A 13,504-nucleotide genomic window follows, 5' to 3' on the forward strand; every position below is an offset into this window, starting at 1 on the left:
CGGACCTGCGTCGGTCAGGCCCGCGCCCGAAGCTGGTCGAGTCGCAGGTGCTTGCGGTCGGCGACCAGGTACGACCCGAAGGCGAGTCCGCCGACGGCGATGCCGACGACCAGCGACGTCGTGGTCGCGCCCAAGGAGGCCACGACGGCCAGCTGGGGGGCCGCGACGCAGGCGGCCAGGGCCAGGAGCACGCGCAGCACCGGGCGCCAGGGCAGTCGTACCCCGGTGGTGCGATGCACCTGGACCGAGGCCAGCACCGTGTCGAGCAGCATGCTGGCCACCCACGCCACGGCGGCACCCTCGATGCCCCAGTGCGGCACGAGCGCGACGTTGGCGGTGACGTTCACCGCCACCACGACGGTCTTGTTGACCATCACCAGCCCTGCCCGGCCGGTCATGACCAGGAGCGTCTGGACGTTGCCGGCCCCGACCAGGACCAGGGCGCCCACGCACAGCAGCGCCATTGACAGGCGGGCGTCCCCGAAGTCGCCCCCCAGCCAGCCCAGGACGACGGGGGAGAAGATCGCCAGGGTGAGGTAGACGGGTCCCCCCAGGACCAGGGCCCACCCCGCCGTGGCGGAGTAGAGCTCGGTCAACGTCCGACGGTCGTCCTGGGCCACCAGAGCGCTGAACCGGGGTCCCACGGCGATGCGCAGGGCCGTCACGACGATGAAGCCGGCGAAGACGAAGCGCGCGGCTGCGCCGTACATCCCCGCGGCCGCAGCGCCGGCGAGGGCGCCCACGATGAGCACGTCGGCCCAGATCAGCGTCTGGTCCAGCCCGTTGGAGACGGTCCGAGGCGTGGCGAAGGCCAGGATGCGGCGGACGAGAGCACGTGGAGGCAGCGCGCCCGCGCCGCGCCGTGAACGGCGTCGTGCCACGACCGCGAGGACCACGCTCGCGACAGCGGCACCCGCTGCCCAGGGCACCGACCAGGCCAGCACGACCGCGACCGTGCCCGTCCCGAGGGCGCCGACGGCCAGCAGCACGATCCGCAGGGAGGGGACGAGGGTCCGGTCGATCAGGGCGAACGGATAGACGGTGCCCAGGGCGCGCGTGCCGGCGACCGCGATGGTCAGGAGGACTGCTGCGACCAGGAAGGGGGCCGCCACGTCGACCGCCTCCCGCACCGGCGACGAGCTCGACGCCCCCGCGGCGAGCCACCGGCTCACCGCGTACCACCCCAGGACGAGCAGGCAGGACCAGGCGAGCCCGATGACGAGGAGGGTCGCCAGGGCCGGTCTGACGAGGTCGGGCTCCTGGAGCCGGAGGCGGGGGACGAGCCAGATGGCCGTGGTGTCGAGGCCGAGCGAGCCGATGCTCAACGCGATGGTGAAGATCGCGACGACCTGCAGCACCACGCCGGCACCCTCCACACCCAGCGTGCGGCCCAGCATGATGACGAAGGCGAAGCCCAGCAGGGCACTCAGCGCGGAACCGACGAGGACGACGGCAGCACCCCGTGCAGCGCGCCCCAGTTCTGCGTTCGGGGTTTCTCCAGCGGTGTCTTCAACGGTCGTGATGGCGGCGTCCCTCCCATGTCGTGACCCGTTCAGTGAGTCATCCCCGCGCGCCGTGGCCGCTGCCTATAGTACAAGCGCAAGCACCCCCTGCCCCGACTTCGAGGTCCCTGTGAGCACTGTGGCGTCCCCGCGATCCGGTGGTGGGACGCCGCGGGCACGGCCCTTGCCGGCCTGGCCGTTCGTCGCTCTCTTCGCGCCCTTCCTCGTGTGGTGGGCACTCGGCATCTCCGACTCGGTGTGGATCCTCGCAGCCCTGGTCATGGCCTACCACCTCTTCTCCCACGGCGGCGTCCGCGCGCCACGGGGCTTCGGCATCTGGCTGCTCCTGATGGCCTGGATCACCGTCTCGACGCTGCGGGTCACCGCCGCCGACGACCTCATCGGTGCGGTCTACCGCCTCGCGCTCTACTACTCGCTGACCGTGCTCTTCCTGTACGTCTACAACGCGCGTACGACCTTGACGGTGCAGCGGGTGACCGGCGTGCTGACCCTCTGGTTCGTCACCCTGGTGATCGGTGGCTACCTCGGGATCCTCTTCCCGGCGGTCGAGTTCGCCACGCCGATGAGCCGGGTGGTGCCCGGAGGGTTGCTCGACAACCCGATGATCCGCGACATGGTGGTGAAGGGGTTCTCGGAGTTCGACGACGGCTACTTCCAGCTCGAACCCCGCCCCAACGTCCCGTTCCTCTACACCAACAACTGGGGCAACGTGTACTCGTTGCTGCTGCCGGTCGTGGCTGTCCACATGTTCTCCCTGCGGGGGAGCCCACGCTTCTGGCCGGTGGCACTCCTCTTCCCGATCTCGGCCGTCCCCGCGCTCCTCACCCTCAACCGCGGCATGTTCATCGGGATCGGCGTGACCTTGGTCTACGTCGCCGTCCGGCTGGCCCTGCAACGACGGTTCATGGCCATCCTGGGCGTGATGGGGCTGGGGTTGCTGGCGCTGGTGCTCTACAACGTGCTCCCGATCGCCGAGCGCCTGGACAACCGTCTGCCGCCCGAGGGCAACAGCACGACCACCCGGCTCAGCCTCTACGAGCAGGCACTGGGGTTGGTCCCCGGCTCGCCGATCTTCGGCTACGGAGGCCCGCAGCCACCGGCCAACCCCTTTGAGGCGCCGGTCGGCACCCAGGGCTACATCTGGATGCTGCTGGTCTCGTTCGGCCCGATGGCCGTGCTGCTCTTCATCAGCTTCTTCGCGGTGGCGATCCTCAAGGTGGCCGGTCGTCCCGACCGGCTGGGCATCGCGTTCAGTGCCGTGCTCGTCGTGGGCCTGGTCGAACACCTCTACTACGGACTGCTGCCCAACGGACTCGCCGTGATGCTGCCGGTGGCAGCGCTCGTCTTCAGGGACGAGGTCTCCGGTGCTCCACCGGGTCAGGGGGAGCCGGTCCAGTTGAGCGACCGGCCCAACGCGGACTCCAGGGCAGCGTTGCGAGGGGCGTAGAAGGCAGCCAGCTCGGCGCGGACGCGGTCGTCGTCGATCGCTGACGGGGCGATGCCGTTGAAGGCCGAGGTGTCGGGCAGCAGGTGGCGCGGCAGCTCGAGGAAGTCGCAGACGGTGTCGAAGGTGCCCTGCACGTCGGCGTACAGGTCCTCGCTGCGCAGGACCAGCAGCTGGTCGCGGGGGAAGACCGACCACCAGTTCTCCAGCGAGGGCAGGTAGATCCCGCGGGACCGGTAGGTGTACCAGTCGTGTGCCTCGCTGTAGTAGCCGCGGTCCGAGGCCATCCGTTCTGCCTCACCCTCGAGGCGGTCCGCCTCGGCGGCCAGCGCGTCGGTGAAGCTGAGCGGCTCCACGCCGTTCTTGCGGCGCTCGTGGTAGTGCGACCACGCCCGCTCCACCGGGTCGCGCAGCAGCGCGATCGCCTTCACCTGCGGCGCCACGGCGTGGACCTCGGGCGCGACCCGGTGGTCCCACAGGTAGTAGGGGGACGCCTCGCCGCTCACCGGTCGGTAGCCGAGACGCCGACGGCTCAGCTCGCGATGGGCCTCGGTGTGGAAGTGGGACCGGTACCAGTCAGGGCCGCGGTGCAGCTCCTTGAAGAAGTAGTCGGTGCTCTTCTTGCCCCTGCTCTGGGGGAAGAGCCCTCGCACGCCCGGGTGCATCAGCAGGTAGTTGAAGAGCGACGTGGTGCCTCCGCGCTTCGTGCCGATGATCAGGAAGTCGGGCGCCGGGCGTTGCGCGACCGTCGCTCGGGCGTAGGCCCGGGTGGTCACGTTCGCCCCGTCCTTGAGCCAGCGCGGCGAGCGGTCCTTCAACGCGGAGAGGGCTGCCATGGAGGGATCCTAGGGGTTGGTGACGGTGTCGCGGAGGAGTCGACCAGCGGCGGCGAGGATGGCGTCGAGCTGCTCCCGCAGCATCCACTCCTCCTGCCACCCGCCCTCGCCCAATGCATGGGCCAGCACGCGTTCGGCCAACGCGGCCGCGTAGACGGCCAGGACGGTCGACCGGTCCGACGGCGCGATGCCGAGGGCTCGGAGCATCGGTGTCGCGTCGTCCAGCGCCCTCATCACGGTGGCCGCCTCCCAGCGCTCGCCGTGCTGCTCCTGACGTGCCCCCACGGCCCAGTGCAGGGAGTCCAGACCGGCCGGCGCCTCCCGCTCGCTGGTCTCCCAGTCCCAGACCCACAGGGTGCCGTCGTCGTCCCGGGCGCAGTTCCACGGCACGAAGTCCCCGTGCCAGCGGGCGGCCACGGGCAGGTGGCTGGGCGAGGCCAGGGCTTCGCGCAGCAGCGCCCGGGCGGTGGCCACCGACGCGTCGCCCGGATGGGCGGAGGCGAGGGAGTCGAGTCGCCCCGCCAGGGCACGGCACGTCCCCGTGGTCGCGGCGGTGCTGCGGCCGACCACCGGGAAGAGGTCATGCACCTCGACAGGGCTCGGGGGGCGCCGGCGCACTCCGGCCCCACGGACGTCCGGGGGCAGGGGAGCCGCCACGACGGCGGGCTGCCCGTAGTAGTCCTCCTCGGTGCGCAGAGCGGGGACGCGCGTGACCCGGAGCTGTCCTGCCAGGTCACGCAGGGCCGCGGCCTCACGGCGTACACCCTCGGCGGAGAGGGGCTCCCACGCGAACTTGGCCAGGCCCCGCGGGGCTCCCCGGCGGTCCAACAGCTGGAGGGTCGCCTTGCGGTTGGTGTTGAGGTTGACCCTCCAGGTCGCGGTGAGGTCGGGTTCGCCGAGGCGGTCCCGTAGCAGGGTCATGGGGGTGAGGGGAGTCCGACCGAGATCGGCACGAGCCTGCAGCAGGACGCGCTGGGAGACCAGGGGCAGTCCTGCCCAAGCTCCCGCAGTGAGTGCCGTACGCCGCGCGTGCGCCGCGGCCGGCAGCAGCGCACGGTAGTTGCCGACCGCGCGGGCCCCGAGGGCACGTGGGCCGTCGGGCACCAGAAGTCTGGCCCGGGAGAGTGAGGGGATGGCTCGGTAGCCCTCCAGCGTGCGCCACCCGTTGCCCGGGTCGTGGTGGCGGGCGACCACGACCTCACCGGTGGCCAGTGCGGGCGCCCACAGCTGCTCGACGACTGCTTCCAGACCCTCCCCGGCAGCGCTCCCCGCGGGCGCGTTCACTGGCATCTCGGTCCCCTCCCAGGCACCCCTCCGACGCACGGAGCCGTGCTCGGCGCTCACAGTAGCGCCGAACACGGCTCCTCGGCGGCCGGACCGCCTGGTGACCGGTGGTCGTCAGGACCGGGGCACCCAGGTCCTGACGTAGTCGACCTCCATGGCCGTCTTGTCGGGCGACCAGTCGGTGGTGGAGTCAGGCAGTCCGCCCCACTGGCCACCCAGCTGGAGGTTGATCCGCAGGTTCCAACGGTCGCCCACGTCGTAGTAGGCGCTGTACCAGCTCGGGTTGGCGTTGGTGTACTCGGCGGTCTTGACGCAGTCGACCCACATCACGATCTTCCCGGGGGTCTTCTCCATCGTGTAGGTGTGCCACCCGGTCGCGGAACCGGGGAGCTCGGAGAACCGCTTCGAGCGCACCGACTGCTTGTGGGTCGAGCCGTACTCGGTGTGGATGGTGTGGTGGACCGAGGCCCTGCCCGCCTGCGCGTCGCGTCCGTAGGTCTCGACGAGGTCGATCTCACCCGCCTTGCCGTCGACGGGTCGGAGCCAGAGCGGAGCGGCCCACATGCCCTGCTCCAGCGGCACCTTGGCGCGGACCTCCGCGCGGAAGTACGAGGGCAGGGTGTACTTGCCGATCGTCTCGACGTAGCCCGAGGTGAAGTTGCGACTGCGGTAGGTCTCCTTCCTGGCCTGGATCCGGAGGCGCCCGTTGGTGACGCTCACGTTGCGGGATCGCAGGTAGGAGTCCTCGTTGGAGGCGTAGGTGTCGTTCTTGACGTTCCAGACGTTCGGGTCCAGCCCGGTGAACTCCTCGGTCAGGTCCGGGGTCCAGCTGCTCGAGGGTGTGCAGCCCGACGTCGGGGGCGCCGCAGCCGAGCTCGGGGCGGGCATCGCGATCCGGAGCACCGGGCTCTTGACGCCCTCACTGCCGAGCAGGACCCCGGTGCCGGCCCTGTTGACCTCGAGGGACTCGCCGAGTGAGCGCTTCGGGAGGTTGACCACGGACGGGGTGTCGGTGAAGGAGGAGTAGACGAACGCCTGCGTGTAGCTGCCCAGGATGATCGTCTTGCCGTCAGGGGAGAACGAGCCGGCAGTGATGTTGGCCGGCGCGTCCGCGATACGGGTCAACTTGTTGGGCGACGAGTTCGACAGCTTGGCCGGGGCGGCGTAGACGCCTGCACCCTGTTGCGCCTTCGTCACGATGTAGAGGCGGCCCGTCCTCGGGTGCACGAGGATGGACTCGGCGTCGTGCGCCCGGTCGGGGTAGGTGAAGTTGAACCGGGTCGACGTGACCTTGACGGTCCTGCCCTTGCGGGGGATCTTGCGGGGCTCGGTGAATCGGTAGACCTGGACTGCGCTGCGCCGACGGGCGTTGTCACCCACGTCGCCGACCCAGATCCTGTGGCCAGGCCCTGACGAGATGTCTTCCCAGTCGCGGGCCCTGGCGCCTCCGAGGCGGACGACGGCCCGTGTCCGGCCCTTCTTGTTGACGGCGAAGACCCGGTTCGTGTCGCCGCTGTCGTTGTGGGTCCAGAGCATGGGCCGCGGGTACGTGCTCCGGGCGAGACCGCTCGACTCGACGATCTTCCGGTCGCTGAGCCTGCGCTCCACCTGGTGGGAGACAGCGCTCCCCGACGGGCCGTTGGCGGTGTGGGGAGAGGCGGTGGTGGGCGCGGTGGCGCCCATGGTCATGGCGGATCCAGCGAGAAGCGTCAGCCCGAGTCCGCGGAGAGCAGTGCTCTTGAGCACGTGCGATCCCTTTCTGTGTGCTGGCGGCCATCGCGCAGAGGGCGCGGACGACTACCTCCGGAACGCATGCCTCGTGTCTGGCACGCGGAGCAGGGCGATGGGCAGCCCCTGTGATGGCGCGAGGACGAAGTCGTCCGTCGTTGGCGGCCCGCTCCGTCGGCGATTCGCCGCTTGGGGCCGTGGAGCCTTCTTCGGCTCTCGATGACGCCGGGGTACCAGCCGGCTTGTACCTACTTGTACCCACGACGGTAGGTGACAAACCCCCTTTGCGCCATCCCCGAAATACCTGATGATGGGTATTGAATCGGGGGGCGGTCTCTGCTGGAGGAAGAACGCGTGATATCGGGTCGTTCGTCCCGGGGAGCATGACCCGATCAGGTCATGCTCGCGCGGCCGCGCGACCGAGTCCCGTCGAGGCGCCTTCGGCGCTGGGTAGGCTGCGTCGCGTGAGCACTGAAACCCCCGGAAGCCGGATCCCCGCCGTTGCCCGTTCCGACGACCACGCGTTCGCGGTGTGGGTGGCCGAGCAGGCGGGCCGGCGACTGCTCGAGGTGCGGGAGCAGGGGCTGGAGGGCAAGGCCCTCAAGGACGCCGGTGACGCCGCGGCCCAGGAGGTCATCGCCGCGCTGCTCGCCGAGCACCGGCCCGACGACCGCGTCCTCTCCGAGGAGGCCATCGACGACAAGGCCCGCCTCGAGGCTGACCGCGTGTGGATCATCGACCCGCTCGACGGCACGCGTGAATACTCCGAGCCGCCGCGGGACGACTGGGCCGTGCACGTGGCGCTGTGGGAGAAGGGCGAGCTCACCGTCGGCGCGGTCGCCCAGCCCGCGCTGGGGGAGACCTTCAACACCGGCATCCCGTCGGTGGTGCCGCCGCGTACGTCCGCCCGCCCGCGCATCGCCGTCTCGCGCTCGCGCCCGCCGGCCTTCGTCGAGGCCCTGGCCGCCGAGCTCGACGCCGAGCTGGTGCCGATGGGCAGCGCCGGCGTCAAGGTGATGAGCGTGGTCCGCGACGTCGCGGACGCCTACGTGCACGCCGGCGGCCAGTACGAGTGGGACAACGCCGCGCCCGTGGCCGTGGCCCGCGCCGCCGGCCTCTTCTGCTCGCGCGTCGACGGCTCCGAGCTCGTCTACAACAAGGACGACGTGCAGCTGCCCGACCTCATCGTCTGCCGACCCGAGCTGGCCGAGTCGATCGTCGACTTCGTGCGCCGCCACGGCACCGACTGACGACCCAGGACATGCAGAACGCCCCGCCCGGCTGAGCCGGACGGGGCGTTCGTCATGAAGGGGTGCAGCTCGACGCGCCCCCCACCCGGAGGCGGGGGGCGCGTCACTGAAGAGGGATGACCTCGATCAGCGGGTGGTGAGGATCCGGCCGGCCTGGGTGCCTGTGTGTCGCCCGGGCCGGATGCTCGGGATCAGTACCTGATCGTGGAGCCCTCTGCCACGCGCTGGGCGTACGCCTTGTTGCCCGGGACGATGAAGCGGAAGTAGGTGCGCTTGCGCTTGGCGGGGAGCGTCACCGAGAAGCGGCTCTTCTTGTTGGTCTTCAGCGTGCGGAACTTCTTCCACTTCTTGCCGACCTTCTTCTGGATGACGATCTTCTGCTTCGCGTACTTCGGGGAGACCTTGCCGTTGATCTTGGTTCCCTTGGGGTTCTTGATCGTGAGCTTGCGGGCCACCTTGATGGTCAGCGCCTTCGAGTTGCTGGCGGAGTAGCTGTCGTAGGAGCTCGCGCCGCCCTTGTAGATCACGCGGTAGGTCGTGTTCTTGCTGGGCACGACGTCGGAGAAGCTGATGAAGCCGCTCGCCTTGACGGTGCGGATCGTCTTGTAGGCGGCGCCGGCGACGCTGGCCTGCAGGTCGACGTCGCCGTAGAAGACCGACCCGCCGTCCGGCGTCTTCACCGACGCCTGGAGGTAGGGCTTGTAGCTCCCCTTGTACTCGATCAGGGTGCGCGAGGCACCGATCTCGGTGACGGTGGTGTAGGAGGCGGCGTGAGCCGGTGCGCCTGCCAGGGCAACGGGGGCAAGGCCGAGGAGGGCGGCCGAGACGAGCCCGGCAATGGTGCGGTGAAGTCGCATGGAACGAAGAACCTTTCGAGATGGGCACGGGCCGAGCTGAAACGGCCGAGGGCGTCATACCCCATCGTCTCGTTCTCCAACCGCGCGCGCAGGCTCTTGGCCAAGGTGGTCCAGACCTTTTCCCGCCGATGCTGGGTGGGGCGTGGTGCGTAGACTCGACGGGTCACCCCTCCCGTTCCACGAGAGGGGTCAGTCTGCGTGCCCGACGCACGCGGAGGCTTCGAGAGGAAAGCGTGTGACCACCCCCCTTCTTCGTCCCCTCACCGACCTGCCGAGCCCGCTCGTACGGTTCTCCGAGCGGCTGCTGGGCGACTCCGTGCTCGGCCGGGCGACGGAGGCCGCGAGCAGCACGCGCACGCTCGACCTCACCGGCCCCGCCTCGGTGCGTCCCTTCGTGGTGCACGGCCTCGCCCTGGCCGGGCGCACGGTGCTCGCCGTCACCGCCACGTTGCGGGAGGCCGAGGACCTGGTCGCCGAGCTCAGCGACCTGATCGACCCGAGCGAGGTCGCGCTCTACCCCAGCTGGGAGACCCTCCCGCACGAGCGGCTCAGCCCTCGCAGCGACACGGTCGGTCGCCGACTGGCCGTGCTGCGTCGACTGCGCCACCCCGGTCGCGACGCCACCAACGGGCCCCTGCGCGTCGTGGTCGCCCCCATCCGTTCCGTGCTCCAGCCCCAGGTCAAGGGCCTCGCCGACATCGAGCCGGTCGAGCTGGCCACCGGTGAGACCCGGGTGCTGGAGGAGGTCGTCGCCGGACTGGCCGCTGCGGCCTACACGCGCGTCGACATGGTCGAGAAGCGCGGCGAGTTCGCCGTACGAGGTGGCCTCGTCGACGTCTTCCCGCCGACCGAGGAGCACCCGCTGCGCGTGGAGTTCTTCGGCGACGAGGTCGACGAGATCCGCACCTTCTCGGTCGCCGACCAGCGAACCATGGACAAGGTCACCCGGCTCTGGGCCCCGCCGTGCCGCGAGCTGCTGCTCACCGACGAGGTTCGCACCCGCGCCGCAGCGCTCGGTGAGGCCCACCCGCAGCTGCTGGAGATCACCGACAAGATCGCCAACGGCATGCCCGCCGAGGGCATGGAGTCGCTGGCCCCGGTCCTGGTCGACGACATGGAGCTCCTGGTCGACCTGATGCCGCCCGAGACCACGGTGCTGGTGCTCGACCCCGAGCGGGCCCGCACCCGCGCCCACGACCTGGTCGCCACCAGCGAGGAGTTCCTCGGGGCCTCCTGGGCGGCAGCGGCCAGCGGCGGCACCGCGCCCATCGACCTCGGCGCGGCCTCCTACCGCGAGGTCGGCGAGGTGCGCGAGCACTGCCTGGACCTCGGCCTGGCCTGGTGGTCGGTCAGCCCCTTCGGCATCGACGACGAGGGGCAGGTGACCGACGTCGACGCCCTCGCCGGCGCCGTCGAGTCGCACAGCCTCGGCATGACGCCCGCCGAGCAGTACCGAGGCGACTTCGAGTGGGCGGTGCGCGACCTGCGGCGCTGGCTGGACGAGTCGTACGCCGTCACCACCGTGCACGCCGGCCACGGCACGGCCCAGCGGATGATGGAGCTGCTGCGCGAGCACGACATCGCGGCGGCGCTGGTGCAGGAGGGCGAGCCCGCTGGCCCCGGTGTCGTCACCGTCACCGTGGGGCGCGTCGGCCACGGCCTCCTCGACCCCGCCACCCGCAGCGTGCTGGTCACCGGTGACGACCTCACCGGCCAGAAGACCTCGACGCGCGACATGCGCAAGATGCCAGCCCGGCGCAAGAAGCAGATCGACCCCCTCGAGCTCAAGGCCGGCGACTTCGTCGTGCACGAGAAGCACGGCGTCGGCAAGTTCATCGAGATGAAGCAGCGTGAGGTGCAGGGCGCGACGCGCGAGTACCTCGTCCTGGAGTACGGCGCCTCCAAGCGCGGCGCGCCGCCGGACCGGCTCTACGTGCCGGCCGACACGCTCGACCAGGTGACCCGCTACGTCGGCGGTGAGCAGCCCAGCCTCGACCGCCTCGGTGGCGCCGACTGGACGAACCGCAAGAACAAGGCGCGCAAGGCCGTCCGGGAGATCGCCGCCGAGCTGATCAAGCTGTACGCAGCGCGCCAGGCGACGCAGGGCTACGCGTACGGCCCCGACACCCCGTGGCAGCGCGAGCTGGAGGACGCGTTCCCCTTCGCCGAGACGCCCGACCAGCTCACCACGGTCGAGGAGGTCAAGGCGGACATGCGCCGGACCATGCCGATGGACCGCCTGATCTGTGGAGACGTCGGCTACGGCAAGACCGAGATCGCCGTGCGGGCCGCCTTCAAGGCGGTGCAGGAGGGCAAGCAGGTCGCCGTCCTCGTGCCGACGACCCTGCTCGTGACCCAGCACCTGTCCACCTTCACCGAGCGCATGAGCGGCTTCCCGGTCGTGCTCAAGGGCCTGAGCCGCTTCCAGAGCGACAAGGAGGCGAAGGAGATCATGGCAGGGATGGCCGACGGCACCGTCGACGTCGTCGTGGGCACCCACCGCCTCCTCAACCCCGACGTCCGCTTCAAGGACCTCGGCCTGATCATCGTCGACGAGGAGCAGCGCTTCGGCGTCGAGCACAAGGAGGCGATGAAGCGCCTGCGGACCAGCGTCGACGTGCTCTCCATGAGCGCCACGCCGATCCCGCGCACGCTGGAGATGGCGATCACCGGCATCCGTGAGATGTCGACGATCACCACGCCGCCCGAGGAGCGCCACCCGGTGCTCACCTACGTCGGTGCCTACGAGGACCGGCAGGTGATCGCGGCGGTGCGGCGCGAGCTGCTGCGCGACGGGCAGGTCTTCTACATCCACAACCGGGTGCAGTCGATCGAGAAGGCCGCCGGCAAGATCCGCGAGCTCGTGCCCGAGGCGCGGGTGGCAGTGGCCCACGGCCAGATGAACGAGAAGCAGCTCGAGCAGGTGATGCTCGACTTCTGGGAGAAGAAGTTCGACGTCCTGGTCTGCACGACCCTGGTCGAGTCGGGCCTCGACGTCTCCAACGCCAACACGATGATCATCGAGCGGGCCGACACCCTCGGCCTGAGCCAGCTGCACCAGCTGCGTGGCCGCGTCGGCCGCTCGCGCGAGCGGGCGTACGCCTACTTCCTCTACCCGAGCGAGAAGCCGCTCACCGAGACCGCCCACGAGCGGCTCGCGACCCTGGCGCAGCACTCCGACCTCGGCGGAGGCATGGCGATCGCGATGAAGGACCTCGAGATCCGCGGCGCCGGCAACCTGCTCGGCGGGCAGCAGTCGGGTCACATCGCCGACGTCGGCTTCGACCTGTACGTCCGCCTCGTCGGCGAGGCGGTGGCGGACTTCCGCGGCGAGGAGACCGACGAGCTCGACGAGGTGCGGATCGACCTGCCGGTCGACGCCCACATCCCGCACGACTACGTCTCCTCCGAGCGCCTGCGCCTGGAGATGTACAAGCGGCTCTCGGAGGTGCGCAGCGACGCCGACGTCGACGAGATCCGCTCCGAGCTGGTCGACCGCTACGGCACTCCGCCCGACGTGGTCGAGTCGCTGCTGGTGGTCGCCCGCCTGCGGGCCCGGGCCCGGGCGGCCGGCCTCACCGACATCGTCGTGATGGGCAAGAACGTGCGGTTCGCGCCGGTGAAGTCATTGCCCGACTCCCGGGTGGTGCGCCTGCAGCGCATGTACCCCAAGGCGAAGGTCCACAGCCAGGCCGAGGCCCTGCTCGTCCCCCGTCCGCTCGGGTCGGCGAAGGGGAGTGGTGTCGTGCTGCTTGAATGGGCCCGCGGTGTGATCGATCACATCATCGACCCGCCTGCCGCGCCGCCCGCCACCTCGTCAGCACCGTAGGAGAGACAACCGTGACCCAGCCCCGCGTTCGTCGTCCGCTCGTCCCCGGCCTCGCTGTCGTGGCGATGATGGCTGTCCTCACCGGCTGCAGTGACGGCGCAGTGACCACGACGGGCACCGCTCCAGGGGCGGCAGCCCAGGTGGGTGACGTCACGATCACCCAGTCGAAGGTCGACCGCACCGCTCGGGCGATCTGTGACGACCTCGAGCCGCAGCTGGCCGAGGAGGGCCCTGTGGCCCTCATCCAGGTCAAGCAGTACGCGCTCAACCTGCTGACCGCCCGCGCCCAGGCCGAGCAGATCGCCGACGAGTACGACGTGAAGCCCGACCCGGCGGTCACCCGCGACCTGGCCCAGTGGAAGACGCAGGCCGAGCGGGTGCCCGAGGACCTGCGCGACGACTTCGCCACCGCCATGAACACCGAGGCGCTGCTCTCCTCCGTGCTCACCGAAGCCGGCGCCAAGGCGCTCGCCGACGACGGCGTGAGCAACCCGTCGCAGGAGGAGGTCCAGCAGGCCGGGTCCGAGATCTTCGCGACGTGGGCTGACAACGCCGACGTCAAGATCGACCCGCGCTACGAAGCCGCTGTCCGTGAGGGAGTCCTGCAGCCCACGCGTACGTCGCTCTCGGTGCCTGCGAGCAAGCGCGCGGTGCAGGCGTGGGCCCAGGTCAACGACCGCGAGAACGCCTCGCCCGAGTACGTCGACAGCCTGCCCACGTCGCAGCGGTGCGGCTGATCGGGACGAGCCCTCG

At 70.4% G+C, this 13,504-nt stretch carries 9 protein-coding genes; 4 read left to right on the forward strand and 5 right to left on the reverse strand.

All coding sequences use genetic code 11. The features are described from left to right. Positions 1–14: 14 nt before the first annotated feature. Positions 15–1,556, reverse strand: coding sequence for an oligosaccharide flippase family protein (locus tag FCL41_RS03145; protein WP_338088684.1), 1,542 nt, complete (start codon positions 1,554–1,556; stop codon positions 15–17). 76 nt (positions 1,557–1,632) lie between these two features. On the opposite strand from FCL41_RS03145, the gene FCL41_RS03150 reads away from it, so the two are divergent. Further along, on the forward strand, positions 1,633–2,970 hold the full coding sequence (locus tag FCL41_RS03150) for an O-antigen ligase family protein (protein ID WP_137067410.1): 1,338 nt from the start codon (positions 1,633–1,635) through the stop codon (positions 2,968–2,970). Here the strand turns inward: FCL41_RS03150 and FCL41_RS03155 are convergent. From FCL41_RS03155 to FCL41_RS03165, 3 genes are all read right to left on the reverse strand, one after another. Further along, complete coding sequence (locus FCL41_RS03155; RefSeq protein ID WP_137067409.1) at positions 2,901–3,803, reverse strand: sulfotransferase domain-containing protein; 903 nt, start codon at positions 3,801–3,803, stop codon at positions 2,901–2,903. The genes FCL41_RS03150 and FCL41_RS03155 overlap by 70 nt on opposite strands. A gap of 9 nt (positions 3,804–3,812) precedes the next feature. Then, positions 3,813–5,093 (reverse strand): hypothetical protein, encoded by a 1,281-nt coding sequence (locus FCL41_RS03160; protein ID WP_137067408.1) that lies wholly within the window; start codon positions 5,091–5,093, stop codon positions 3,813–3,815. A 108-nt stretch (positions 5,094–5,201) separates the two neighbouring features. Continuing rightward, positions 5,202–6,833: a glycoside hydrolase family 16 protein gene (locus FCL41_RS03165; protein ID WP_137067407.1), complete on the reverse strand. Its 1,632-nt coding sequence runs from the start codon at positions 6,831–6,833 to the stop codon at positions 5,202–5,204. Between the two features lie 446 nt (positions 6,834–7,279). On the opposite strand from FCL41_RS03165, the gene FCL41_RS03170 reads away from it, so the two are divergent. Beyond that, complete coding sequence (locus FCL41_RS03170) at positions 7,280–8,065, forward strand: 3'(2'),5'-bisphosphate nucleotidase CysQ (protein WP_239021747.1); 786 nt, start codon at positions 7,280–7,282, stop codon at positions 8,063–8,065. Positions 8,066–8,256: 191 nt separating this feature from the next. Here the strand turns inward: FCL41_RS03170 and FCL41_RS03175 are convergent, their stop codons facing one another. Then, a complete protein-coding gene (locus FCL41_RS03175) occupies positions 8,257–8,922 on the reverse strand; it encodes a hypothetical protein (protein WP_137067405.1) in 666 nt (221 codons plus the stop codon). Between the two features lie 235 nt (positions 8,923–9,157). Here FCL41_RS03175 and mfd point away from each other — a divergent pair, with 235 nt between their 5' ends. Beyond that, on the forward strand, positions 9,158–12,751 hold the full coding sequence (gene mfd, locus FCL41_RS03180; RefSeq protein WP_212723222.1) for a transcription-repair coupling factor: 3,594 nt from the start codon (positions 9,158–9,160) through the stop codon (positions 12,749–12,751). A gap of 11 nt (positions 12,752–12,762) precedes the next feature. Next, positions 12,763–13,488 carry a hypothetical protein gene (locus FCL41_RS03185; RefSeq protein WP_137067404.1) on the forward strand — a complete coding sequence of 242 codons (726 nt, stop codon included), beginning with the start codon at positions 12,763–12,765 and terminating at the stop codon, positions 13,486–13,488. The last annotated feature ends 16 nt before the right edge of the window (positions 13,489–13,504 follow it).

The sequence above is a fragment of the Nocardioides jishulii genome, from assembly GCF_006007965.1.
Lineage (GTDB): Bacteria > Actinomycetota > Actinomycetes > Propionibacteriales > Nocardioidaceae > Nocardioides > Nocardioides jishulii.

Coding starts and splice junctions, on each gene's coding strand:
- FCL41_RS03155 (WP_137067409.1), bottom strand. CDS start 3,803: ATGGCAGCCCTCTCCGCGTTGAAGGACCGCTCGCCGCGCTGGCTCAAG.
- FCL41_RS03160 (WP_137067408.1), bottom strand. CDS start 5,093: ATGCCAGTGAACGCGCCCGCGGGGAGCGCTGCCGGGGAGGGTCTGGAA.
- FCL41_RS03175 (WP_137067405.1), bottom strand. CDS start 8,922: ATGCGACTTCACCGCACCATTGCCGGGCTCGTCTCGGCCGCCCTCCTC.